Source organism: Chitinophaga sp. NPDC101104, assembly GCF_050277495.1.
In the GTDB taxonomy this organism is placed as follows: Bacteria; Bacteroidota; Bacteroidia; order Chitinophagales; family Chitinophagaceae; genus Chitinophaga.
The window spans coordinates 1,316,084-1,339,398 of sequence record NZ_JBNNSF010000001.1; the positions used below are offsets into that span (position 1 = coordinate 1,316,084).

The window sequence follows — 23,315 nt, forward strand, 5'->3', positions numbered from 1 at the left end:
GGTGTCGTGATATGGTTGTGCGCGACAGATAGCTTGATCGTTTTTTTGGAGCGATGGATGAAACTTCTACTGAAACAATACCGCAGTGGGAAATGTTGTGTCTTGACCCAAATTAGTATGTCATTGGTTCGTCAGCCGGAGCGGGGCCTTTCTGCCCGGGTTCTCCTGTTTTCCGCTGCGGTGTGTTCAAAAAGCTGGCCTGATGAAGGCTGTAAAGGTGGATTTGTTCATTTCCGGCGGATGGACCGCTTCCGGCCGGCGGCGCAATGTCATCCGCTGTTCAGATTTCTGCGGAAGCCGTTCGCGTTGCTTCCGGTGGTGAGTATCTTGTGCGAAGCTATCCGATCTATAGTGAAAACCCGCAAAGGCCCAAAGCCGTAAGATGCTACACTATATTGTTCGGACGGGCGAAACACCCGTTCACGTAAACGAAAATCAACCGACACATTCGCAAAAAAGCAGCCATATGGGGCATCCTTCGGGGATGCCCTTTTTTCATGCGGCAGCTGATCGAAAAGATTTATATTTATCGGCATAACCGAAAACCATGAGATCCCGTACTTTATTTTTCCTGTTCCCGCTCCTGGCGCTGAGCGCCCTTGCTTCCGCCCAGAAAATAGACGTTTCCTCCGGCAAGATCGAAGCGCTGAAAGGCATCGATACTTTTCAGATCATATATAAATACGATAAACTGATGGTGGGGGATTTAGGGAGAGAATCGAATTATATCCGGAAGAAGAAGGCCGATGCCGAAAAAAGGGCCCCCGGCAGCGGGTACGCCTGGGAAGAAATGTGGATCGGCGACCGGTCGAAATATTACGAGCCCCAGTTCCTGGAAGCCATCCGGAAATTCTCGGAAAAAGAGATCGGCGACCATCCCGGCACCCGCTACCAACTGGTGCTCAGCTCCACCTACATCGAGCCGGGCCAAAGCGGCCTCATCCGGAAATCGGCCAAACTGAAAGGCACCATCACCGTCATCGATACCCAAAACCCGGCCAAACCGCTTGTGAAAATCCAGATCGACGAAGCCTCGGGCGAAAGCAATAAGGAAGATAATGGTACCGGCGGCCCCCGGATCGGTGCGGCCTATGCCAAAGCAGGGAAGGAGCTGGGGAATTACCTCCGCCAGCGGCTCGACTAATCGGCTTTCTTCAACTGCCGGCGGATGTTTTCCTTGTGCTGGGTGCCCCATTTGCGAAGGGCGTCCACCACTTCGCCGAGGGTATTGCTGTAGTCGGTGATGCAGTATTCTACCAGTACGGGCGTGGTATCGTGGACCCGCCGGGTCACGAACCCGTTCAGTTCCAGCTCTTTCAATTCGTGGGAGAGCACTTTCGCCGCAATGCCCGGTACGGTTTTCTGCAACTCGTTGAAACGCTTGTTGCCCGAACTGAGGGCCACGATGATCGGCAGCTTCCATTTTCCGTGCAACACGTACAACGCATCCTGCACCGCCGATAAAGCCGTACAGGTTTCCCATTCTGCCGAAATTGTTTGTAACTTTAACATAACCGGGTTGATCTTTATATCTAATCGGGTAACATTGTCGAACTTACCTCAAAGTAACCACTTACCTTTAGGTAACTACTAACAAGTTGAAAGCAAATGTACATAAGTTTGCAATCCTGTTAATAACCAAACAGCACACAATATGAAAAAAGTAATGAGCCTCCTGCTGGCAGTCACCGTATCTGTTGGCGCCTTCGCACAATCCACCTGGAAATCCGACGCAGCGCACTCCCAACTGAAATTCGATGTGCAGCACCTGGGCCTCTCCACCGTATCCGGTTCCTTCACCAAGTTCGAAGCAGCTGTTACCGCATCCAAAGCGGATTTCAGCGATGGACAATTCACCCTCACCGCAGAAACGGGTTCTATCAATACCGGCATCGAACAGCGCGACAACCACCTGAAATCCCCCGATTTCTTCGACGCAGCTACCAACACCACCCTCACTTTCAAGAGCACTTCCCTGAAAAGCGCGGGTAATAATAAATATACCATCACCGGCGACCTCACCCTCCATGGCGTGACCAAACCCGTGACCCTCGAGCTCTGGTACCGCGGCACCATCGAAAACCCGATGAGCAAGAAGCCCACCGCAGGTTTCCGCGTAACCGGCAGCATCAAACGCAGCGATTTCGGCATCGGCGCCAAATTCCCCGCACAAATGCTGAGCGACGATATCGCCATCTATGCCGACGGCGAATTCGTAAAACAATAAGGAATTTCCCTTCCAGATATTCAAAACCCGCCACTACGGCGGGTTTTCTTTTTTCTAAAATAAAAGTCTACAAATGTGGTCGACTAATAGATTTTCTCCCTATCTTTGTATCGTCATCAGAAAATCAGCATCAAAAACCAACCTACGATTATGTACACCACCAACCGCTATGCAGATTTGCTCCCCTTCCGTTACGAGATCATTTCGACCCGTCCCAAAGACCGTACCCCCATCCAGCCCGCATCCGAAGGATCGGTTGTGCCGCTTTCCCATTTGCAGCGGGAAGATTTCATCGTACCATTTTCGTTCCTGGGCGCGGAAGGCGCTTACGTTCCGGGCAGCGAACTGCTGAACCAGCCGCTCGTGCTGGCTTTTTATTCCCGCCACTGGAACGGGTATGCGCCTGATTTTGTACGGCAGTTGGAAGATTTGTATGCGGATATCCAGGTGATGGGAGGGCAGTTGCTGGTAGTTTCGGGTGATGCGGTGGAAGAGCTGAAAGCCCTTGGCGCCAAGTTCCCGCTGGCGTACGACAAAGATTACGCCATCGCGAAGAGCGCGGGGATTTATGCGGAAACGGACCCGCTGTGGGCGCGCCTGTCCGGTTTCGAGGAAAATGCGCCTTTGCCGGCAACTTACGTGCTCGGCCAGAGCCAGCGCATCGCCTGGGCGTTTACCGACCCCCTGTTCGACCAGCGCATTCCCCGCCGCGAACTGCTCACGGCCGTTTATACCGCCGGCCAGGCCCAGGCGCTCAGCCGGGCCATCGCGTAAGGCCTAGAGGTAGGGTTTCATTTCATCTTCGATGTTCTTGCGGAGGTTCATCAGCCGGTGGGCGTATTCCTCCATACTTTTCTCTTGCTCCGTGCGCGGCGTCCATTTCGGGACTTGCACGGTCTGGCCCTTTTCGTCGATCGCGGCGAACACCATGATGCAATGGGTCGTTTTTACTTTTTCCTTTTGACGCGGGCTGCCGGCATACACATGAATGGAAATATGCATGCTGGTGTTGCCGGTGTAGATGATGGAGGCATCGATCTCTACGAGGTCGCCGATGGCGATGGGCTTGTAGAACCGGATGCCGCCCACGTAAACGGTCACGCAGTATTGTCCGCTCCAGTTGGCGGCGCAGGTGAACCCGGCCTGGTCGATCCATTTCATCACGGAACCCCCGTGCACTTTGCCGCCGAAGTTGACATCGGAGGGCTCGGCGAGGAAGCGGAGGGTTACGGTGTGGGGGGATGATGTTTCCATATATTATAATTGAGCGTGAAACTGTGATGTGCGGCGGTGTTGCTTCCGCCAGTTCCAGGGGGCCATGGGCTGGGGCTCTGCCCAGAGCCCTTTCCGTTCGGTCCGCGCTTTTTGCTGGGCGCGCGCCAGGTCGGGGTTTTTGCTGAACTGGGCATAATGCCAGGCAAACCCCGCCGCCACGAGGCGATGGTTCAGCGAAGTGCCATCTGGCAGGTAAATTTCCGCCACGATCCTCCCGTACTGGTCCTTATCTTTCCTCTCCATACGTACGGTTTTCCCGAAACAAAGACCGGCCGTGTATTGCCGCGATTTCTCCCCGAAAGGCTGCCCCTTCTCCGGCGCATCCACCCCAAAAAGCCGGATGCGCACCGCCTTGCCGTTTATCAGCATTTCAATCGTATCGCCATCCTTTACCGAAATTACTTTCCCCGTTTGTGCGTTGGTTGCGCAGCCAGTAAATATTAAAAAGAATAATAAAACAAATCGCATGGATGCAATATGTAAAAAATCCTTGGATAATCCGGATGGCTTGCTATTTTTATGCAAACGTTTGCACGTTTTCAGATCCGTTTACGCGTTTACAGTTTAAATTGTTATCCATGATTTCCACCTTTGGGAAATGGGCCTCCGCACTGGCATTCCTCGTTATGCCCGCCGCCGTTGCCGCCCAGTCGAAAAACGACATGCGCCGGCTCATCGCCGATAATCTCGACTTCGCCGTTCAACAGTACCGGGTGCTGCAAGACAGTACACCGGCAGACCGCATGCCGCGCACCTTTCAGCACGGCCGCTCCGTCACCTCCGACACCGAATGGTGGTGCAGCGGTTTTTATCCCGGCACGCTCTGGTACCTGTACGAATATTCCAAAGACGCCAAAGTGAAGGCCGAAGCCGAACGCCGCCTCGCCATCCTCGAAAAGGAAAAACGCTACACCGGCAATCACGACATCGGCTTCATGATCTTCTGCTCCTTCGGCAATGCCTATCGCATCACCGGCGATAAAAAATATAAAGACGTGGTAGACACGGCGGCGGTTTATCAGATCACCCGCTATCGCCCTTCCATCCGGTCTATCCAGTCGTGGAACAAAAGCAAGCGCCTCAACTGTCCGGTGATCATCGACAACATGATGAACCTCGAACAATTGCTCTGGGTATCGCAACAGGGCGGCGACAAACGTTTTGCCGACATCGCCGTCACCCACGCCAACACCACGCTGCAAAACCACTACCGCCCAGACCATAGCACGTTCCACATCGTGGATTATGACCTGGAGAAAGGCACAGTGATCCAGAAAGTGAATGGCCAGGGCGCGCACGACACCTCTGCCTGGAGCCGCGGCCAGGCCTGGGGATTGTATGGCTGGACGATCATGTACCGTTTTACCCGGGACCAAAAATATCTCGAGCAGGCGCGCCATGTGGCGAAGTTCATCCTGCATCACCCCAACCTGCCGGCCGATAAAATCCCGTACTGGGACTACAACGCGCCGCAGATCCCTACTTCCCGCGATGCTTCCGCCGGCGCCATCGCCGCATCCGCGCTGCTGGAACTGGGCCAGTATGTCGATAAGAAGGAACAACAGGAATATGTTGCCGCGGCGGCCACGATGCTGCGGTCGCTCGCGTCGCCGGCCTACCGGGCGAAGCTGGGCGAAAACGGGGGATTCATTTTGAAGAACAGCGTCGGGCATTTCCTCGCCAACGGGGAAGTGGACGTGCCGCTGACATACGCGGATTATTATTTTGTGGAAGGCCTTTTGCGCTATAAAAAATGGTATTTGTAAATGGAGAGAAGGAATTTTTTGAAGTGGACATCGCTTTTCGGTGCGGCGGCCGCTGTGCCGGGTGCTGCGGCCATGGGCATTGCGCCCGAATTATCACCGGCACCGGCAGGCGATCGTGCTTTTTGGGTGGAGCTGCTGCGGAAGATGGCGGTGCCGGTGCTGGGGAACCTCAGCGCAGGAACGCTCCGCAAGAACTGGGAGATGGAATACGCGCCGCAATGGGGCGACCGTGAAAAATCATCCGCCTGGCTGGAGGCGTTCGGCCGGCTGACGGCCGGGATTGCGCCATGGCTCGCCCTTCCGGACGATGCATCCGCCGAAGGCAAACTGCGCAGCGCCCTGCGCGCGCAAATGCTCCAAAGCCTCGACCACTGCGTAGACCCCTCCAGCCCGGATTACATGAACTGGTCCGTCGGCGGGCAACCGCTGGTAGACGCCGCGTTCCTCGTCCATGGTTTCCTGCGCGCGCCAAAAGCCCTGTGGGAGCCGCTTTCTGCCACCACAAAGGCAAGGTTCGTGAAGGAATTACAGCAGTTCCGCCGCCTGGGAGGGTTCAAAAATAACTGGACTTTGTTTGCGGGTATTGTGGAGGCGTTTTTGTGCCATATCGGGGAAGCATACCGGAAAGACCGGATCGATGAGGCGCTGGACAAAACGGCGTCGTGGTACAAGGGCGACAGCCAGTACGGCGACGGCCCGTCTTTCCACTTCGATTATTACAACGCGTTCGTGATCCAGCCGATGTATGTGGATATTTTGAAGGTGATGGCCGGTAAAGACGAGGCTTACGGCAAGGCGTACGACCTGGCGCTTCGCCGGATGCAGCGGTACGCCGTGATCCTGGAGCGCCAGATTTCCCCGGAGGGCACTTACCCGATCGTGGGCCGTTCTGCCACATACCGGGCGGCGGTTTTTCAGCCGCTGGCGCAGCTCGCGCTCACGGGCGAACTGCCGGAGGAGCTAACGCCTGCGCAGGTACGCTGCGGTATGACGGCGGTGATGAAGCGCCAGTTCAACCACCCGGGCACCTTCGACCGGAAAGGCTGGCTCACGTTGGGCGTGATCGGCCATCAGCCGGGCGTGGCGGATTATTATTCCAACTCTGGAAGCATGTACCTGGCTGCGGTGGCGCTTTTGCCTTTAGGGCTTCCGGCGAGCCACCCGTTCTGGGCGGCACCTTTCGCTGACTGGACGATGCGCAAGGCCTGGAAGGGCGAAGCGTTCGGGATCGATCACGCCATAAATTTTTAATGTCACGGTTACGCCTAATCGAAACTTTTAATGGCTGAAATGTGTTATATTGGGTGTAGAATGGCGAGCGCCTCATCGTGCCGCCGTTTTGCATTGTTTATTTAGTAGTAATGATGAAAAAAAACTAGGGCTGGTATTTTCATACCAGCCCCTTTTTTATGTGTTGATTATCAGGATGATCATGGCTTTTGGGCTTTCGCGAAATCGCGGAGGTAGCCGCATTCCTTGATGATGTCCTGGTAGAAGCGCGTGTTCCTGTAATCTGCCTGCAATGCGGGGAAATACGGATTTTGGCGGATGGCCTGCATATGCCATTCCAGCTGCTCGGAATAAGGCAGGTGCTTTTGGGCGCAGCGGGCGGCCAGGAACAGGGCCTTCGCCTTGAATTCCGGATCGTTTGACGCGTCTGCCGCTTTTTTATAATATTCTTCCGCGCGGTAGCAACCGTAATATTCTTTCAGCCAGGGCGTTTTGTCGTACTCCGGCTGCCACCAGTCGGTGCTGGGGCGGTAATCCGCGGCAAGGTGGTATGCTGCGCCGTAGTAGGAGAAGCTGAACAGTCCGTTGGCGTATTCGAAATACGTTTCGGGGTTGACTTTCGATTTCTTCATCTCCTTTTCCAGCGACACCATTTTTTCCGCGAACTGCAATTCCGTTACAGGCGCTGCCAGCGAATCCGGGTCCGTGTAGCCATAATCCTGCAACTGCGGGCGGAGCGTCAGTTCCGTTTTCCGGCTGCTGCCGCTGCGTTTGAACCATTCTACCGCGTCGGAGAACTGGTGGTTGCGCACATAGCTGATGGCGATGGCTTCGCCGAGCTCCTTTTCCGACAGTTTCAGGCTTTGGTAGAGATACGCTTCGTAGGGCGACTGGTTCCTGGCTTTCCGGCCATTGTATAGCGAAATCATGGCGTTGGTGCTGAGGCTGTCTGTGATATAGCTTTTGGCGGAAACGAACGTCCAGTAGTATTGATATTGTTTCACGCGGTCGCGGACGGAAAGGGCGAGTGCCTGGCGGACGGGGTCGCCCTGTTTGGCGTATCGCGGGGCGATGATGAAGTCCATCAGGTTGCGGTACAGCCGGGAATAGAAATCACCGTCGAGCGATTCGGGCGCGGGGTCGTACCAGTATTCGCGATCGGTTTGTTTGGGCAGTTTGGTATCGAGCCAGCGGAGGGAAGGGAGGAGGGCCTGCTCAAAGGGCGCATCCAGCCTGGGTTGTTCCGCGATGGTCAGCAACAGTTTCACCACTTCGAACTGATCTTTCACCGCAGGCCGCGCCGGCAGGCTTTGTGCGGTGGCGAGGCTGGCGCGGGCCGATTTGTAATCGTGCATGATGTAAGACAGGTACGCGCTGGAAATATGGTACAGCGAGGTTTCCTTCACTTTACCTTCTTTCGCGATGCGGTTTACTACGTCGCGGAGGTTTTCCACTTTATCGGGGGCGTATTCGGACGATTCATAATAGTTTTGGAACATACCGCTTTCCTTGCCGAGGGCGGCGGTCAGGTAATTCTCTTCCAGCTTCGCGATCTCCCGGCTGAGGAGCACGTCCAGCAGCGGGTGTTTCGGGTCGTGGGCGTAGGTTTGTTCCAATCCCTGCGGATAATAATCCGTTTGCCGCATGGCGTAAATGGCTGTGACGGTGCCTCTTTCGTACGGGGTTTTGCAAAGTTGCAGCACGCTGTTTTCGTAGACGCCGGCCCATTTCATGTTCAGGAACGCAAGCCTGCGCTGGCTCGGCACTTTGTCGAAAATCTGGGAAAAGAGGTAGGCGCTCTGCGCTTTCTTGCCCGTGCGCATGAGGGCGCCGGCTTTCAGGGCCAGGGTGCGGTAATGGATGAGCGATTCGCTTTTCAGCGGGGCTGCGAGGGAATCGTAATATTGGAGCGCCTGGCTGTAGTTCTTCGCGAAGTGGGCCATGCGCACCGATTGGAAAGCGTATCGCTCGCGGATCTGCGGGTTTTGCGCGGCGCGGTATAATTGCATCCCGTTCTTCGCCAGGCGCAGCATGGCGGCGGAGTCGCGCTTGGGCTCTTCCCAGGGGTTGTCGGAACCGGAATTGGCTTCACATTGCTTGGCGTACATGAAGTAGCCGAGCGTTTCGCGGTCTTTCGATTCCAGGAAATATTTCGTCAGCCCGTTTTTCTGTACGCTGTCCGGCAGTTGCAGGGGCTGATTTTTTTCGATGTGGTTGTACAGCGTGCTCATCTGCGGCCGGGAATAGGTGTAGATGAATTCCGTCAGGTCGTCTTTCGAGACTTTCCCGTTGAAAAACGTTCCCCATTCCTGCAGGTTCAGTGTTTGTTCCGGTGTTTCCGCGGAATAATAATCCGTGAGCGCCGTGTAATAAAATGGCTCGAAGCCCGGCTTTTCCGCCAGGTTGGGGTTGAACATCGAGGTGTAGTAATCGTAGGGGTCGGCTTCTCCGCCGCACGACCATACATAGGCCGCGCCAGCCAGCGTCATCGCCAGGGCGCTACCCGAATAGACGGTAAATCGTTTCCAGTTCATGGAGGTCATATTTTTTGAGAATTCCAGGTTCGAGATGATAGAATATGATGGTGGGCACGCCGGGCTGGCGCTGGTCAGATAGCTGCCTGGCGGCCTTTTTCAATACATCCGGCGGACTGTCTTCGTGCCTCACCACATCGCCGGGATGCAACCGTACGCCGCCGATGGCCGTGTCTTTCACAACGGTGTAGCTGAAGTTGCCCGCGGGCCGGAACACCTGTTCGTTTTGCAGGGGCATGTTGCGCGTGAGACCGGCGTATTGCCCTTTCCGGAAAAGCACGTCCCATTCGAAAAGCGGCAGCGCGAAGTCGAGCGGCAGCGGATAGGTGGAGATGCGGTCTTTACCGGTATAGGCGCGTAAGTTGTTGAGATCGATGATGGAGTTATGGTCGCCGGGTTTGCGGAGGTCGCCCATGTTGTAGCACATCAGCAAGCCTTTATCTGCAGGCGGCACTCCGCTGCCGGTGGAGTATTTCACCTGGTGGAGGCGGATGGTGGCCGACAGCAGGCGGTTCCGGAAGAAAGGTTCCCGGCGGATGGCGCGCAGGAAAGCGAAATACGGCTCGCGGGTGCTGCGGGTCCAGTCGCAATCGAGCTGGATTTCCGGGATGCGATCCTGCGGGATGTTGCGGCATACCTGTTCGAGAAGCTCCGCGGTCCGCCGCGCGATTTCGGTGGTCCAGCTACTGTCTTGCCGTTGCCAGACTTCGTTCATGATAAACACGACGGGGATGATGAGCGCGCTGTCCGGAAACGGGGTGCGAAGGTCCGTGATGGCCACCGGCACGGCGTTATCCGCTTGCCGGTCGATGTCGAAGCATTTCACATACAGCCTGGTAACGCCGAGTTTTTGCAACGCCTGCGATTCGCCGGGGGCGGGCTCGTACCGCTGTTTCCAGTGATAGAACGCGCGGTGCGTTTCGCGGGGTTGATGGCAGGCGAGGGCTGCGATCAGTAGGGGCAACCATATATATCGGTGTATCGGCATCAGCTGCAAATATCGGAAAACAGCCATAGAATAAAATCAGTGGGATCAGGGATATTCTGTAATCGTGCGCTCAATGGGAAGCGGTTGAGTTTTGGCGTTTGGGATTATTGGCGGGCGTATTCATGCCAGGCCGAGTACAGTTGTGCCCGCCCGAATTTCGACGGCATGGTGTGGATTTTTTGCAGTGGATGCATGTCCAGATCACGCAGCAGCGCCTGCAAGGAGGAGAAACTGAGGGGAAAGGGCACCCAGGGATTGGGCGTATCGGTATCGTATTCCACGAAGAGGAAAATGCCTCCCGGCAGCAAATGCTCCGCCGCGCGACGGAGAAACGCATGCTGGTCTTGTACGAAATGCAGTGAATTGGCTATGAGGATGCCGTTGAGGGGCGGGAAGGGCCATTCTCCGGTCACGAAATCCAAGATGTGCGGCACGATGCCGGGAGATGTTGGCGGCGTGGTGTCGCGGTCTACGGCGTATACCTGGCTGTTGGCGGGGAGTTGGCGGAGGAGGGCCCGGGAAAACAGGCCTTGTCCGGCGCCGAGGTCGGCCCAGGTTTGTGGTGCGCTGGTGGCGGGAAATGGGAGCCGGATGAGACGGAGGGCTTCTTCAGCGGTCATGTTGGCGTTGGGTGGAAGGGTTATTTCGGATTGATGGCGATGATGCGGTAGCCTTCGGGGAGGGGTGCGAACCAGATGCGTCCGCCGGCGATCATGGCGCCCTGGGAGTTGCGGAAGATGCGGTCGAGCCGGAGGGTGTCGATGGCTTTTTTGAGGGAGGGGTCGAAAACCTGTTGATATTGGGAGATGAAATCGGTGGAGGAGGGGTAGAGGCGCAGGGGGAACCGGATGACGGCGGCGATGCTGTCTGCCTGGTCTTTTTGTACCCAGGATTTAAACCGGGCGATAAATAGTTTGAAATCTGCGGGGTCGTCGAACCCGGCGGTTTCCCAGCTGGAGGGGACGGAGCCGTCGTCGAACACGGAGTCGGGTGCTTGTATTTGGGCGGTGGTGACGTTGATGGAAGGGGGAGGGGCCACGGGCACGAGGTCTTTGACGTCATCGACGATGGAGGAGTCTTGTGCGGGGGGCTTTACGGCCTGGTTGCAGGACGTGAAAATGGCGAGGAGGGTTATGGGGAGGAGGTTTTTCATATATCACGGGTTGAGCATGAATGAAATTAGCTAATTCCGGCCGAAAAAAAATTCAGGGAAAAGATTTGCGTTTATGGGAATTTTGTCCTTATCTTTGCAATCCCAAAACGGAACAGCCTTCGGGTTTTTTTGTAGGGAATGGATCGGTAGTTCAGTCGGTTAGAATGCCGCCCTGTCACGGCGGAGGTCGCGGGTTCGAGTCCCGTCCGGTCCGCACGATTTAGAAGAGACCCGCGCTAGGCGCGGGTTTTCTGTTTTTAGTCGAGTATTTAGTCGAGTTCCCTTTTGTTTTCAATGATCATTATGGAGGTTAACACGCCTAGTATTCAATTTAATGGATATTTTAAACCTATCCAAGGTGAATTGATGCTTTAATATGCTAAGGTGAATTTCGCGATCGCGTAGCAATTTTGAACATCTCATGGTTAAACTGGCAAAACCTCAACTATTTTCAGCTTCCTCCTCGATCATATCATGTAGTTCTAACTCCTTTTCATGTACCCAAATAGGAAGCACTTGTGCGGCAATTTTCCACTGAGAGCTATCATCGCGAGTCATTCTAAATTGGTCAACATTATCAATCTTTACTGAATAATACAATACATCACCATAATAAGTAGGTGAGAACGTGGCGTTTTTCTCACCTTCTGGAGACTGAATAGTTCTAGAAAAATAGTTATACATAATTCGAATTTTATAAGAAAAATAAATTTCGTAGATCGTTTTTCGACTTGTGTTAAATTAATAATATGCAGTCACTAAATGATTCGATAACTTGTTTTGACACCGTCTCGCTAATTATTCCGCCCGCAACCATTTCCATACTTTTTCCTAATAACAGTTGTCGCCAATTCTTTTTACCCAAATAAAACAAGCCCCGCAATTCTTCAATTTCTTTTTTGAACTCTTCATATAATACTTGTTGACCTGCTTTAATCTTACTTAGATCTTCTAAAATATAATCTAACCTATCCTCGGCAGCATGCTTCTCTTTTACAGTGAATGCATCTTCTGGTATTTGAATATCCAAGCTACGAAGGCGACCTGTCAAGAAATAATTAATACTTTCATGACTATAATTCAATACACAAGTGTCTGGTTTTTTACATACTGATTTATGGGCGACATACTTGGAATTGTTTTCTTCGAGTATAAGATTGATGAACTTTACCTTTTCTGATTTTTCAAATATAACTTCCAGTTCCTCTGAGATTGCGGAGATAATCGATTCGTGATTATCGATATCCCTAAAGTATGTTTGTAAAAATCTTCTTGCCCTTTCAGGAATGTAATCCATGATATCGGAAATTTATGTATAAATTAATAATACTTAGGCCCGCAGCCGATTTTTATAATCAACTTTTCATCCTTGCGATTTCGCATGTGTGATTCGATGCCAGATTAAACTTTACTTTCAAATCAAATGAGAAACCGTCTAGATCTGGAAAGATACTCTCATGCCTTACTCCCAGTAGAAATAAAGCCCTTTGTATCTCTTGCGCGACACTTGCAGAAAACTCTATTTTATAAAGCTCATTTGCTTCATAAGCAGAATCAAGAAAACCAATCTGAAATTCATTCTTGGGATCTGGCTGTATTGAGAATAGCCCGAACTGGCCGGAAATTCTAGGGCTAACATGTGGTGGATAGAACAGCCCGTGGCATTCATATTTAAGTGGAGAGTCAGCTTCAGCGATATTCACATAATTGCATGTATGCATTACATATATTGCCGCACCAGAATCATTACATGGATTTAACTTTCCTGAGCTAGATAATTGGGGTTTAGTTGCGAAGTAAGCGGCTACCAATGGAGAGGTGGTCCAATCAAGCAACCTAGTAGGTAGTCCATAGTGTTGAGCTAAAGCAAGCCATTCCCAGTCGTTCGCAGGCGTAAAATTCAATTCAGACCTTGCTCGAAGTTTAAATCTACTAAATATTTCTTCTTCAAATTGACTAATATTTTCTTCGTGATCTATCGAGTATGCTCGTGCGATTGTTGGAATTAGTTTGTGTTCATCTTTGTTTGTAACACCTCGAAAAACATAATGACCACAGTTATAATTTGATATGCAAAGGTCTAAAAATTCGCTTAGCGTATTGACTTCACGCGTTTTCATTTGCCTTTCTAATGCAATATTATTTTCCATTGTCGAAATTCATTTTAAGGGAATCAATACGGGTTTTTACTTGATTAATTTGGTTTTTATTTTCTTGAGTTTGCATTATATTAACAAGGAATGTACTTACCGCAATTATCAAAAGTACTGCAGTACTTACTACTTTTAGGTTGTCGTAAATATGTTCCAAGCTTTTTTTTCGTCCTTCGATTAAGTACTTTCTTTCTATGAAGGCGCTTCTTCCATTACCTAGTATTAGAAATAAAGAGTCATCATATTTTTTGTTACAGGTTATTTCCTTAGCATCAATAAGAAATTGCAAATTATCTAACAAGTATATTTTATCCGTGTGAGGTAATCTTTTGTAGATTTCATTAAAGTGAATCTCCTTTGCACAAGTAGTCTCGTTATCAAGTAAGTACAATGTCTCAAGAATTTTGTGTCTTATCTTATAGTGTTTTTTTATTGGCAACATATGCATTATATCTGGTCTGTATATAAAAATATTGAAATAGATCTAATTTGGTGGTTAACGGTTTGTCAACAAAACTTGAATTGCTTTATTTTTACTTAACTAAAGCCATGTGGTAGGCAATCTGGAGCAAAATTCAACCACTGATTTTACCTTCTCTTCCAGGTTCGATATTGTTACCTGGCATTTTCATAAATAAGGGCAAGCAATCTAATTAAGTAATAAAATGCCCATTGGCTTAACCAGACCTTTGAGAAATGAATGATTTACCGACAATGGTTCGCTGGAAAATTTCGTTAGTCTATGGGTTGAATAGCTTTAACAGCCTTTTCCATATGTATCTACAATCGACTAGATCATTAGTAGATTGTGTACAGGTCGTGACCGTAAACAGACATGTGAGCAATTAAAATTTAATAATACCTTCCGACAGCACTCTCCTTGCCAGTCCTAAGTACGGGTTGTTTGGTATTTTAACATTAACTTACTCATATAGTTTCAAGATTTTTCTAGAATTGGCAAATAAATCATCAAGTTTTATAATTTCAAAATCGCTTGTTTGAATACCGTTCATTCCTCTTTTTACAATGTATATTGACGGCGATTCGTATAATTTATGGCCAAAAAGACGAATGTTCTCGAAATCAAATGGGTATAATCCAGGGAAATCCAGAATTGCAGCCGATGTTTCCATTCCTTTTGTTTCTTGGATCAAAATGATTTTGAAGTTTGTACAATTAGATCCATTACAATAGAAATTTAGGCCTCGGACGAGCAATACTTTTCTGTCGGATAATTGATAAAATTGTGCACAGGGACCAAATGAACGTTCATGCCATACGATGACTGGAGCAGATTGCTCCTCAGTATTAAAATATGGCAGAAGCGTAATATTAGCAACTTTTGAATTAAAGTGGATATAGGCACTATCAAACCTAAATTGATCAGTAGGCGTGTAATCGGCACTATCAAAATTGTTGGTCGTATCCGTCATTTTGATAGAATAACCGAATGTATTGCCGCGAATAGTGCTAACGCAATTCGTTGTGATTTGATTTGTTGCTTTTTTGAATTCGTTAGAACAGTTAAAAGCTGAAATAAATTCGACGCCATATAATTTAGCATCTTTGTATAGCGAGTCAAGTACCGGGTTCCTTACTATCGGTATTACCTTTGTTCGTTTTTGGGAGCTGATACTGCATGCAGTACAGAAAATAGTGATTGACAGAATAATTGCTAATTTCGGAGGAGTCCACATTTCCTTTTATTTTTGCGACATCATCATTCATTTTCTTGTAGAGTAATTATATAAATCCCCACTTTCACCTTTACACCGAATAAATAACTTTCTAGGTATTCCTTGACTAAAATCAGCTTTTGAAGTAAGCCCTGGAGTACAATTGCTATTCTTACGGATAAAAACCAATTGCTGTTTTTCAATTTTCGTTGGTAGATCCCATTGATCACCTAGCTCATATTTCCCACGATATTTATTGAACTTGTCAAAAAGGTAAATAGTCCCGGTCGTATGGTTGTTTGGGCCCCATACTCTTGACCACGTAAGTACCTTAATAACATCTCCCGAATTGGAAGTAATTCTCCCAAGATATGTAATGTAAACTTTGTTTCCTTGATTGTCGCTAGTGGTAGAGTCATAACAATATTTCTTTCCAATTTGCGATTTCTTGAGGACATCAAGACGGATAGCGTTTTGGGCAAGTGAAACTTGGGCCGTACAAATTAATATAAGAACGAATGCGGGTGTAGACATACATGAGCCTGGATTTCTCAATGGCGCTGTTTTACCAATCCAGCGTCACGAACCTGTTGACGAAACATTTTTATTTCACCTCAATAATTACACTATCTCCAAATTGTTTTAAAATGCCGTATGTATTAAATGTGGTATTTTTAGCAGTAAAACTTGCATCCTTTATTGGTGGATTAGTAAAAAAAACAAAATTGTTGTTGATTGGAGTAATTTTATTTGCAGCATCGTTTGTTTGACAGATATATCCCTCCTTTTCTTCGAGGGATCCCATTTGTTCTACCAATCCAATCAACTTATAATCAGGAACGATAACGAGATATTTATAAACTGCATCTTCACCTGATATGTTCAATTCACTTGAGACAATGGAATCATTAAAACATAGAATTAGTTCGTTAATAACCTGCTCTTTATTATCTGTTTTAGTTCTTAAATATAATTTTGCGGGTATTGATTGACCAGTGTTGCTAACAATTCTATAGCTTGTTACTTCGGGTAGTTTTTTGTAGCATTTCATAGAGAATAAATAGAGTAATATAGCAATCACTATTACACTAACAATAATTACGAACTTTAATTTCATGATGACTAAATTAAGGGTATTCAAAGGCTAATTTTGATACGGTTACAGTTAGCTCTTGATTTGAAGAAAAGCCGAATTGTTCGTTCACTTCTATCATATATTGATATTGTGTAAAATGTTGTTTGACGCAATTGCTAAAATTAAGATATGTTATTTCCCGAAAAGGGCGAATTAATGCGTGACGTAATTTTGTAAAAATTAACTGGATTGGGTATCCATATTGTTTTCAGGTAATAAGTAAGTTCGATAATCGTCCCTCCCAGCCCGCAGAAGGGGACAAATCATGTAAAAAGTGATTGTCCCCTTTTTCGTTTTCTGCCACATCCCGCTGTAGCCCCTCGTTCCACCGTTCCCCGATCCCATCCATAAAACTACCTCATCCCCTTGCCCTCAAACCCCGTTCTGATCCCCGGTGGATTATCAATCAATGAATGGCCGATCGCACGCGGACTATAAGTTTCTTTATTATCTTCCAACTTGCCTTCCCTTTCGGTTGGCGAAGGGGATTGAAGGACCAGGTGCGTTTCGTTCGATCCTGAATAGTAATGCAGGTCAATCGTGTAAGTTACCGGCTCCAGTTTCCAGCTGCCGCTTTGGGCCAGGCCTCCCCATCCGCTGGTTTTCCCGCTTTTCGCCTTGGCCCACCAGCCGCCATTTCCTTCCCGGGGCGTAATAGTTAGTTGATTGCCATTCAGTCTCCAGGTGCCGGATTCATATACATACTGTATCTCTTTTACATACACCGCCCAATTCTTCATCCGGAACAAATAAGTGCCATCGTCATAAAAAGCATATTCTTTCCTGAAATAGCCGCCCGACGGCTGCGGGAATCCATTGGCATAACCGCTTGTTTCAATCGTATAGCGGACCCACAATCCCGCAATGGAAGCGCCGTTGCTCCCTTGCTCATTTACTGCGGCCCCGTTTTGGGGAATGTCGGAAAGACCTAATGAATGAAGAAACGCAAGTAATTCATCCTGATACCGGTCTGTATTTGTCATTAATACCACACTGGCCATTTTCCCGCCGCCGGTTGCCGTCATTAACGTAACCAGGCCCTTTTGGCCGCCGTCAGTGTAATGTGCCGTTCCGGAAATGATTTCCCAGCCCTTTTCTTTTTCCGGGCTCAACATGGCAGGCGCTTCATTCACCTGTACCGTGCCTTTCACCAGTTTCGCCCACTCGATGTCGAAATTTGATTTTGGGTCCGCATCAGCATCCTTAGCTTTCACGATAACTGCGACCGCATAGGCGCCAGATTGCTTGTCTGAAACAGATAGTTGAACGCCACCTTCGGTCCGCTGTTGCTGCCAACCCTGGGGAGCCGTGTAGGAGACCACGTCAAAACTTTGTTGTTGTGCAACAACCCTTGTGCAAGTGAGTATGATCATTGTAAAAACGAGCGCCTTTCTCATATGTTTTGTTTTGTAGAATAAAGAATAATATGTACCTGCAGCATGGTTTCCGCTTACTCGAGCATTTTCCGCAACGCTGCCATATCGAAATTTTCCAGGAAATTCTGGAAGATCCTTGTGGAAAAACCCACGTCATTCCCGAGTTCATAGCGAAACTGTACTTCCATGAATATCGGTTTCGTTAATGGCGCATTGCCGGAATTGAAGTACGCAGGATTTAAGATGTACAAAGCGGACATGTATTCGTCTTCGGCATCATAGAACTTCCCAAGGCTCTCCAGGCGCTTGCCGGCATTGTAGGTTTTGTTGTTGTTGTCTACTACAGCAGGCTTTTGCAGCCAATCGGCTTTTTGGGTAGCGAGCAGTGCTTGCAGCTTTGCCTTTTTGGCTTCGTAGATGTTGGGATAGGCAAGTTTGTCCGCTTCCAAAACAGCGCGCTGCTTCTTCGCCCAATCGGCATTCTCGTTTGCAATATCCTTCAGCTTGGCGGCATGGCTGTAGTCGAAGTTGAACTTTTCTATCTCCAGGTACTCCAGCATATCTTCCAGGTATTGCTTTCTGCTGACAGGGACCAGCAGCGGCACGCCGGGCCGGGTAATCATGTAGTGCCGGTCTATCCATTTGTAACTGTCCGGCCTGCGTTGATCGTACCTGTCGCCACTCATCCAGTTTTCCGTGTAACCTTCTCCGTTGATGATTTTAAGGAATTCGGCGTGCTTGTTCCTGTAATCGTTCGATCGGTTGGTAAGCATGGTTGCTTCCGTAATATATTGAGAAACTTTGCTGGGTCTGTTCTTGCTTTCTTGATCGAAATCGGGCCCATTCCTGGCTTCTATCGGAATTTCGTAACTTAAATTACCGGTGACGGAAAAATCGCCGGTACCACCGGCTTTGGCTCCTTTAAAAATGTAAGGGTTGATATCCACCCGGAAAACGGTCCTGTACTCATCTACGATTTTGGGAACATGCTCGGTAACATGGCAAGCATATTTATACACGCCTAGCTGATAACCGTACCTGACGGCCTTGATTTTTCCATACTCGCTGGTGCCAAACCTGGCAAAACTTACCCTGGCGGCGCATCCTGTGAGCTTGAAGCCCGAGCGGCTGGATTCCTCAAGCTTTTCGATGGCGATCATATTTTTCATGATCATCGCCTTTTCGGCCGCCGTACCTTTTATCGTGAGGGGGTACTTTGTCTGGGTATGGTCTGTATAAATCCCCGCAACCGCGTCTGCCGTTCCGTTGCAAGGTACTTGCGGCGCCGTCAGCTTCGGCCTGTTCTGCGCGGATGCGTACTGGCATCCCATCAGGAACGCATAAAGAATTGCCAATAATTTCAGTGGATGTATGCTCATAATAGTGATTGGTTCATTTATTTGCCCAACATGCCTGTTCCCTGGATAGATCCCGCACCGGTATTAAGGCTAACCCGCCCCTCCACGCCAACAGACCCCGAGGCCGCCGTACCCAACGCCCCGGTTTCGGGAATCCCGGGATTATGCAGGCCCGACTCGATTTCTGCGCCGGCTTTTACGATTACGTCTTTTACGCCGGTCCTGTCTATTTCTACGTCGACGCCGCCGCCCACGTTCGCACTGGCTTCCAGCGGCCCGATTTTGCTACCGGCGCTTACTTTGGGGCCAATGCTTACCGTGCAGCTTTTAAATGAGTCGCCGAATCCGGCATGGTCCAGGTCCTGGTTGAGGGTAACCCCGATCGCCAGCAGGCTGATCGAAGTGCTGAGGCCGCTGCAGTCGAGCTTGATACTGAATCCCAGGTTCGCGATGCCCAGCGACCGGCTGAATTCGCTGTTGATATTGCAACGGGGATCTTTGAACGCCGTCAGTTTGCCGCCTTTGCCGTCGCCCGCATCTACACAATCGTACTGGGTAACGGATTCAAAATTGAAACCGTTCAAGGTAAGTGACAAATCCCGCAGCCACTGCATTTTCAACCCGGCATTCACGCCCGGTATCATTTCGGGATAGGATGTATACAGCGCGGAATAAGACAGCTCGTTCAGCAACTGCTTGTCGGCCGCCAGATATTCCTTGTACAGTTCCTCCATTTTGCCGTTGTAAGGCAGCAGGAATTCGTTGGACGCTTTGACGGCATTGCTGCAAAGTACTTCGCTGTTGGCCGAGCCGCCCTGTCCCACATCTTTCCACTGCTCGTTTATTTTGTTCATGGCCTCCTGGTACTTTTTCCGCATGGCCGCGCCTTCGCCGTTCACGAACTCCGACATCTTTTTTAATACCACCTGCTTTTTCTTTTGGAGGTGCTGCAACACGATGTTTTGCCGCGCATTCATTTCTTCGGCAAACATAGGTACCCCGGCAATGGCGAGGGCTCCGCTCTGGCTTACTGATCCGGGATTGCTCACGGCGCTGCTCATGGCCTTCATGAATTGCTTTTGCTGTGCTTCCAGTTGCTTGACCATCAGCTTGTTGGATTCTTCCGTTAGTTGCTGCAGGGGTTTGATTTGTAGATCGATGTCTTTCCTGAATTGCTTCCAAACCGGCTCCAGGGCCTTGCTTTCCGCGACCGATTTCGGGAACGGCGGCATGGAGAAGCCGCCCAGCTGCAGGAGGTCGTCGCTTTGATTGGAGGGTGGGAAATTGTTGTAGTCGTTCCCGGAAACGGCGTAGCCCAGTTGCTTTAAATTATCTTTCCGCTCCTGGGTGGCACCCTGTTTGAACGCGGCTTTGGCATGTGCCACTGCGGCGGTTTTATTGCCTTTCCCGGCAAGGATCAGGCATTTGGTTTCGTTGGCCTGCGCATGGCCGGCGTTCAGTGCCAGCGTGCTGTCGAGGTATTTATTGGCTTTATCCATATCGCCAACCGCAAACCAGGCCTGCCCGAGATTGTTCAGTATGGTGGTATTTTTCCTGAACCTGCCGTTCAGGTTGTTTAAAATGGGGATGGCTATCTCGGGGGCTCCAGACATGGTGAGCATGGAGGCGTAATTGCTGAGGTTGTCTATGTTGTTGGCGTCGTTGCTGCAAGCCTGCGCCATGAGGCATAGCGCTGTTTGGGTGCGGCCCGTCATCCACAAAGCCGTTGCCGCATTGCCGATTTCATCGTTGTCGGCGCCTTTTTGTTGCAATGCTTTGTAGATTTCGCCGGCCTTGTTTTTTGCGGCGGGCAACATCGCGGAGAATACGGCTTTGTTGCCGGTGCTTATAAAGGCGCGCATGCCGGCGGTAGCAGGGGTGGCGGCGATGGGGGCTTTCGATGTATTGCTTTTGTCCAGCGCGAGCCCGGACGGTTTACCTGCCGTTGCCGCATTATTTTCTACCTGCTGCAGGGCGTCATTCATTTTCGTACCTGCGCCGAATACGCTCAATATGCTATCGTAGCCTTTTTTGGCGGCGGGGTCCATTTTGGCCAATTGGTCGGCGAGGTTTTTCTTCGCTTCCGCCAGTTGCTTTTTGTCGGCTTCCATCTGCGCTTTGGATGGCCGCTGCGCCATGGCCGCAATACTTGCGAACAGGGCCAGTTGCAGGATCAGGAATTGCTTTTTGTATTTCATAATGCGCGTTTGAGGTTGTAGATGTTATACCGGTCAAGGACATTCAGCTTCGGGGTGCCCGGCAGGGATCGGCGTGAAAGCACGTTCATACTGCGGCATTTTGTTAAACGATTGGCGTTTTTGCGATATAAAAGTAGCTTCGGATGGCGGTTCCCCTTATCATTAAAAAGCATGATTTTGCCAGCCGTCAAAAAATCATTAAAAAGGACGAGCGGCAACTATTTTCCTTTTCCGTTATTTGTAGCTACGGAATAATGTAAATTGGGCGTATGGGAAAATTTCTACTGATACTGATTGCTTTGCAAGCTTCGTGCGGTGCCGGGTTATTGGCGCAGACCCGATATCTGGACAGCCTGCGGTCGGAAATCGACAAGCATCCGGCCAGGGATACCACGCGCGTCCGCCTCATCCATCAATACACGCAGAACGCTGTTAACGAGAATACTACCCTGCTGCTGCCCTATATCGCCGAAATGATCGATATCAGCAAGGAAAGGCAATATCAAAGGGGACTGCAAATCGCTTATAGCACCCAGGAGATCTACTATGCCGACCGGGGCGATTTTCCCATGGCTTTTTTATACGCCGACTCCGCGTTCCTGGCCTTTCAGGGAGACACCTCCCGGGCAGCGATCATCGAAAAGGCATTTCTCCACCATAACGTGGGTATGGATTGCTTCAAGATCGGCGACTATGACCAGGCCATCCATCATTATACGGAGGCCGCCGCGGTTTTGGAGGTCTATAAACCCCAGGTGGTATCTGTCGTATACGATGGCATGGCGGAAGTGTATTATAAAATATCGCAACACGAAAAGTCGGTGGAATATGATAAAAAAGCCATCGCTTCCGCCGAAAAGTCCGGTGTGCAAACCGCGGTGGCCGGCAGAAGCCTGAACTATATCACCCGGCTGCTCGGCAATAAACAATTCGGCGAGGCAGAGGCGTTATTGAACAAAATCGAGCCCGTTGTCAGGAATAACAACAAGCCTATCCACCTTTTCCTTTTTTATGAAAGCAAAGGGATGATTTATCAGGAAAGGAAACTATTCGTGGAAGCGGTCTCCTACCTCAAGCAAGCCAGGGAAATTGCGCTGGCGATCGACGACAAGTACCAGCAGCTTGTCATACTCGGCCCACTGGCGCAATGCCTCCAGGACGCAGGACAGCTGGCGGAGGCCAAGCGGTATATGGATACGCTGCTGGACAAATCGATCTCCTACCAAATGAAGACCTACAGGTTGGACGCTTACAGTTTGCTGGCTGCCTGGCATCAGAATAATTCGGATTGGAAAAGCGCGAACGAATACCTGAATAAGAAACTGCTGTTGTCAGACACCATCATGTCGGATGAAATGAAGGCGCAAACCGCGATGATGGAAACCCGCTTTAAGGTTGCCGGGAAAGACCGGGAGATTCAATCGCTACAAAAAGAAAGGGAGATCCATAATCTTCAGCTTCGCCAGAAAAATATCCTCAATTACATGCTTATTGCCGGCACTGCGGCTTTATTGGCGATTTCCAGCCTTGGCTACCGGAATTACCGTAACCGGCAGAAACTGCAGCAGGCGAAGATCGATGAACTCGAAACCGAAAAACAACTCACCGCTACCGAAGCTGTGCTGAAAGGAGAAGAACAGGAGCGAAGCCGCCTTGCCAAAGACCTCCATGATGGGTTGGGGGGCATGCTCAGCGGCATTAAACATTCATTAAGCAGTATGAGAGGGAACTTAATAATGACACCCGAAAATGCCCGGGCATTTGAGCGCAGTCTCGATATGCTCGACTCGTCTATCAGCGAAATGAGAAGGGTGGCGCACAATATGATGCCTGAAATTTTGGTGAAGTATGGGCTGGACACGGCGCTTAAAGATTACTGCAGCGAAATAGACAACAGCGGGGTCTTGAAGGTCAACTATCAATCCATCGGCATGACCGGTTTTTCGGCAGATCATACCACGGCCGTGACCATTTACCGTATCGCCCAGGAGCTGATCGGCAACGCCGTGAAGCATGGGAATGCGCAAAACCTGCTGGTGCAAACCAACTTTGCATTGCAGGATAGACTTTTTGCGCTAACGGTGGAAGACGATGGCCGCGGTTTTGATGTACAGTCGCTGAAGAGTGCCAGGGGCATGGGATGGCATAATATCCAGAACCGGGTCGATTTTTTGAAGGGAAGAATAGATATCAGCACCGGGCCCGGCAAAGGCACATCGGTATTGATAGAAATAAATGTTTAGCGC

Annotated in this window: 23 protein-coding genes and 1 tRNA gene; 7 read left to right on the forward strand and 17 right to left on the reverse strand. The window is 49.9% G+C overall.

Annotation, left to right across the window (positions count from 1 at the left end; translation table 11 throughout):
• Positions 1-547 precede the first annotated feature (547 nt).
• A complete protein-coding gene (locus tag ACQKLP_RS05430) occupies positions 548-1,144 on the forward strand; it encodes a hypothetical protein (protein ID WP_427320795.1) in 597 nt (198 codons plus the stop codon).
• On the opposite strand, the gene ACQKLP_RS05435 is transcribed toward ACQKLP_RS05430, so the two are convergent.
• Positions 1,141-1,512, reverse strand: a complete 372-nt coding sequence (locus tag ACQKLP_RS05435; protein ID WP_109693981.1) for a winged helix-turn-helix transcriptional regulator — start codon at positions 1,510-1,512, stop codon at positions 1,141-1,143. The genes ACQKLP_RS05430 and ACQKLP_RS05435 overlap by 4 nt on opposite strands.
• Before the next feature lie 142 nt (positions 1,513-1,654).
• Here ACQKLP_RS05435 and ACQKLP_RS05440 point away from each other — a divergent pair, with 142 nt between their 5' ends.
• Positions 1,655-2,227: a YceI family protein gene (locus ACQKLP_RS05440; protein ID WP_427320797.1), complete on the forward strand. Its 573-nt coding sequence runs from the start codon at positions 1,655-1,657 to the stop codon at positions 2,225-2,227.
• A 150-nt stretch (positions 2,228-2,377) separates the two neighbouring features.
• A complete protein-coding gene (locus ACQKLP_RS05445; protein WP_427320799.1) occupies positions 2,378-3,001 on the forward strand; it encodes a redoxin domain-containing protein in 624 nt (207 codons plus the stop codon).
• 3 nt (positions 3,002-3,004) lie between these two features.
• Here the strand turns inward: ACQKLP_RS05445 and ACQKLP_RS05450 are convergent, their stop codons facing one another.
• Both ACQKLP_RS05450 and ACQKLP_RS05455 read right to left on the reverse strand, forming a co-directional pair.
• Entirely contained in the window at positions 3,005-3,481 is a 477-nt protein-coding gene (locus ACQKLP_RS05450) for an acyl-CoA thioesterase (protein WP_427320801.1), read from the reverse strand.
• A gap of 3 nt (positions 3,482-3,484) precedes the next feature.
• Positions 3,485-3,871 carry a thermonuclease family protein gene (locus ACQKLP_RS05455; RefSeq protein ID WP_427320803.1) on the reverse strand — a complete coding sequence of 129 codons (387 nt, stop codon included), beginning with the start codon at positions 3,869-3,871 and terminating at the stop codon, positions 3,485-3,487.
• 209 nt (positions 3,872-4,080) lie between these two features.
• Here ACQKLP_RS05455 and ACQKLP_RS05460 point away from each other — a divergent pair, with 209 nt between their 5' ends.
• Positions 4,081-5,268, forward strand: a complete 1,188-nt coding sequence (locus ACQKLP_RS05460) for a glycoside hydrolase family 88 protein (protein ID WP_427320805.1) — start codon at positions 4,081-4,083, stop codon at positions 5,266-5,268.
• On the forward strand, positions 5,269-6,519 hold the full coding sequence (locus tag ACQKLP_RS05465) for a DUF2264 domain-containing protein (RefSeq protein WP_427320807.1): 1,251 nt from the start codon (positions 5,269-5,271) through the stop codon (positions 6,517-6,519).
• A gap of 179 nt (positions 6,520-6,698) precedes the next feature.
• Here ACQKLP_RS05465 and ACQKLP_RS05470 read toward each other — a convergent pair whose 3' ends face one another.
• The 4 genes from ACQKLP_RS05470 to ACQKLP_RS05485 form a co-directional block, all read right to left on the reverse strand.
• Positions 6,699-9,032: a hypothetical protein gene (locus ACQKLP_RS05470; protein ID WP_427320809.1), complete on the reverse strand. Its 2,334-nt coding sequence runs from the start codon at positions 9,030-9,032 to the stop codon at positions 6,699-6,701.
• Positions 8,998-10,020 carry a hypothetical protein gene (locus tag ACQKLP_RS05475; protein ID WP_427320811.1) on the reverse strand — a complete coding sequence of 341 codons (1,023 nt, stop codon included), beginning with the start codon at positions 10,018-10,020 and terminating at the stop codon, positions 8,998-9,000. The genes ACQKLP_RS05470 and ACQKLP_RS05475 overlap by 35 nt, the downstream gene beginning before the upstream one ends.
• 104 nt (positions 10,021-10,124) lie before the next feature.
• Positions 10,125-10,640, reverse strand: a complete 516-nt coding sequence (locus ACQKLP_RS05480) for a class I SAM-dependent methyltransferase (RefSeq protein ID WP_427320813.1) — start codon at positions 10,638-10,640, stop codon at positions 10,125-10,127.
• A gap of 20 nt (positions 10,641-10,660) precedes the next feature.
• The gene (locus ACQKLP_RS05485; RefSeq protein WP_427320815.1) at positions 10,661-11,173 is read right to left on the reverse strand and encodes a hypothetical protein; all 513 of its coding nucleotides are present in this window, start codon (positions 11,171-11,173) and stop codon (positions 10,661-10,663) included.
• Positions 11,174-11,313: 140 nt separating this feature from the next.
• Between ACQKLP_RS05485 and ACQKLP_RS05490 the strand changes: the two genes are divergently transcribed.
• Positions 11,314-11,387, forward strand: a tRNA-Asp gene (locus ACQKLP_RS05490).
• A gap of 227 nt (positions 11,388-11,614) precedes the next feature.
• Here the strand turns inward: ACQKLP_RS05490 and ACQKLP_RS05495 are convergent.
• The 10 genes from ACQKLP_RS05495 to ACQKLP_RS05540 form a co-directional block, all read right to left on the reverse strand.
• Positions 11,615-11,857 carry a hypothetical protein gene (locus ACQKLP_RS05495; protein WP_427320817.1) on the reverse strand — a complete coding sequence of 81 codons (243 nt, stop codon included), beginning with the start codon at positions 11,855-11,857 and terminating at the stop codon, positions 11,615-11,617.
• Positions 11,858-11,909: 52 nt separating this feature from the next.
• The gene (locus ACQKLP_RS05500) at positions 11,910-12,470 is read right to left on the reverse strand and encodes a hypothetical protein (protein ID WP_427320819.1); all 561 of its coding nucleotides are present in this window, start codon (positions 12,468-12,470) and stop codon (positions 11,910-11,912) included.
• 58 nt (positions 12,471-12,528) lie between these two features.
• The gene (locus ACQKLP_RS05505; protein ID WP_427320821.1) at positions 12,529-13,323 is read right to left on the reverse strand and encodes an FRG domain-containing protein; all 795 of its coding nucleotides are present in this window, start codon (positions 13,321-13,323) and stop codon (positions 12,529-12,531) included.
• Entirely contained in the window at positions 13,313-13,768 is a 456-nt protein-coding gene (locus tag ACQKLP_RS05510) for a hypothetical protein (protein ID WP_427320823.1), read from the reverse strand. Before ACQKLP_RS05510 ends, ACQKLP_RS05505 begins: the two co-directional genes overlap by 11 nt.
• Positions 13,769-14,249: 481 nt before the next feature.
• On the reverse strand, positions 14,250-15,023 hold the full coding sequence (locus tag ACQKLP_RS05515; RefSeq protein ID WP_427320825.1) for a hypothetical protein: 774 nt from the start codon (positions 15,021-15,023) through the stop codon (positions 14,250-14,252).
• A gap of 27 nt (positions 15,024-15,050) precedes the next feature.
• Positions 15,051-15,536, reverse strand: coding sequence for a hypothetical protein (locus ACQKLP_RS05520; RefSeq protein WP_427320827.1), 486 nt, complete (start codon positions 15,534-15,536; stop codon positions 15,051-15,053).
• A gap of 70 nt (positions 15,537-15,606) precedes the next feature.
• The gene (locus ACQKLP_RS05525; RefSeq protein ID WP_427320828.1) at positions 15,607-16,119 is read right to left on the reverse strand and encodes a hypothetical protein; all 513 of its coding nucleotides are present in this window, start codon (positions 16,117-16,119) and stop codon (positions 15,607-15,609) included.
• A gap of 371 nt (positions 16,120-16,490) precedes the next feature.
• On the reverse strand, positions 16,491-17,534 hold the full coding sequence (locus ACQKLP_RS05530; RefSeq protein WP_427320830.1) for a hypothetical protein: 1,044 nt from the start codon (positions 17,532-17,534) through the stop codon (positions 16,491-16,493).
• A gap of 53 nt (positions 17,535-17,587) precedes the next feature.
• Entirely contained in the window at positions 17,588-18,892 is a 1,305-nt protein-coding gene (locus ACQKLP_RS05535) for a hypothetical protein (protein WP_427320832.1), read from the reverse strand.
• A gap of 17 nt (positions 18,893-18,909) precedes the next feature.
• Positions 18,910-21,069 carry a hypothetical protein gene (locus tag ACQKLP_RS05540; protein WP_427320834.1) on the reverse strand — a complete coding sequence of 720 codons (2,160 nt, stop codon included), beginning with the start codon at positions 21,067-21,069 and terminating at the stop codon, positions 18,910-18,912.
• 269 nt (positions 21,070-21,338) lie between these two features.
• Here ACQKLP_RS05540 and ACQKLP_RS05545 point away from each other — a divergent pair, with 269 nt between their 5' ends.
• Positions 21,339-23,312, forward strand: coding sequence for a tetratricopeptide repeat-containing sensor histidine kinase (locus ACQKLP_RS05545; protein WP_427320836.1), 1,974 nt, complete (start codon positions 21,339-21,341; stop codon positions 23,310-23,312).
• The last annotated feature ends 3 nt before the right edge of the window (positions 23,313-23,315 follow it).

Coding starts and splice junctions, on each gene's coding strand:
- ACQKLP_RS05455 (WP_427320803.1), bottom strand. CDS start 3,871: ATGCTGATAAACGGCAAGGCGGTGCGCATCCGGCTTTTTGGGGTGGAT.
- ACQKLP_RS05480 (WP_427320813.1), bottom strand. CDS start 10,640: ATGACCGCTGAAGAAGCCCTCCGTCTCATCCGGCTCCCATTTCCCGCC.
- ACQKLP_RS05440 (WP_427320797.1), top strand. CDS start 1,655: ATGAAAAAAGTAATGAGCCTCCTGCTGGCAGTCACCGTATCTGTTGGC.
- ACQKLP_RS05525 (WP_427320828.1), bottom strand. CDS start 16,119: ATGAAATTAAAGTTCGTAATTATTGTTAGTGTAATAGTGATTGCTATA.
- ACQKLP_RS05470 (WP_427320809.1), bottom strand. CDS start 9,032: ATGAACTGGAAACGATTTACCGTCTATTCGGGTAGCGCCCTGGCGATG.
- ACQKLP_RS05485 (WP_427320815.1), bottom strand. CDS start 11,173: ATGAAAAACCTCCTCCCCATAACCCTCCTCGCCATTTTCACGTCCTGC.
- ACQKLP_RS05515 (WP_427320825.1), bottom strand. CDS start 15,023: ATGTGGACTCCTCCGAAATTAGCAATTATTCTGTCAATCACTATTTTC.
- ACQKLP_RS05495 (WP_427320817.1), bottom strand. CDS start 11,857: ATGTATAACTATTTTTCTAGAACTATTCAGTCTCCAGAAGGTGAGAAA.
- ACQKLP_RS05540 (WP_427320834.1), bottom strand. CDS start 21,069: ATGAAATACAAAAAGCAATTCCTGATCCTGCAACTGGCCCTGTTCGCA.
- ACQKLP_RS05500 (WP_427320819.1), bottom strand. CDS start 12,470: ATGGATTACATTCCTGAAAGGGCAAGAAGATTTTTACAAACATACTTT.
- ACQKLP_RS05430 (WP_427320795.1), top strand. CDS start 548: ATGAGATCCCGTACTTTATTTTTCCTGTTCCCGCTCCTGGCGCTGAGC.
- ACQKLP_RS05465 (WP_427320807.1), top strand. CDS start 5,269: ATGGAGAGAAGGAATTTTTTGAAGTGGACATCGCTTTTCGGTGCGGCG.
- ACQKLP_RS05450 (WP_427320801.1), bottom strand. CDS start 3,481: ATGGAAACATCATCCCCCCACACCGTAACCCTCCGCTTCCTCGCCGAG.
- ACQKLP_RS05520 (WP_427320827.1), bottom strand. CDS start 15,536: ATGTCTACACCCGCATTCGTTCTTATATTAATTTGTACGGCCCAAGTT.
- ACQKLP_RS05510 (WP_427320823.1), bottom strand. CDS start 13,768: ATGTTGCCAATAAAAAAACACTATAAGATAAGACACAAAATTCTTGAG.
- ACQKLP_RS05545 (WP_427320836.1), top strand. CDS start 21,339: ATGGGAAAATTTCTACTGATACTGATTGCTTTGCAAGCTTCGTGCGGT.
- ACQKLP_RS05475 (WP_427320811.1), bottom strand. CDS start 10,020: ATGCCGATACACCGATATATATGGTTGCCCCTACTGATCGCAGCCCTC.
- ACQKLP_RS05505 (WP_427320821.1), bottom strand. CDS start 13,323: ATGGAAAATAATATTGCATTAGAAAGGCAAATGAAAACGCGTGAAGTC.
- ACQKLP_RS05445 (WP_427320799.1), top strand. CDS start 2,378: ATGTACACCACCAACCGCTATGCAGATTTGCTCCCCTTCCGTTACGAG.
- ACQKLP_RS05435 (WP_109693981.1), bottom strand. CDS start 1,512: ATGTTAAAGTTACAAACAATTTCGGCAGAATGGGAAACCTGTACGGCT.
- ACQKLP_RS05530 (WP_427320830.1), bottom strand. CDS start 17,534: ATGAGAAAGGCGCTCGTTTTTACAATGATCATACTCACTTGCACAAGG.
- ACQKLP_RS05460 (WP_427320805.1), top strand. CDS start 4,081: ATGATTTCCACCTTTGGGAAATGGGCCTCCGCACTGGCATTCCTCGTT.
- ACQKLP_RS05535 (WP_427320832.1), bottom strand. CDS start 18,892: ATGAGCATACATCCACTGAAATTATTGGCAATTCTTTATGCGTTCCTG.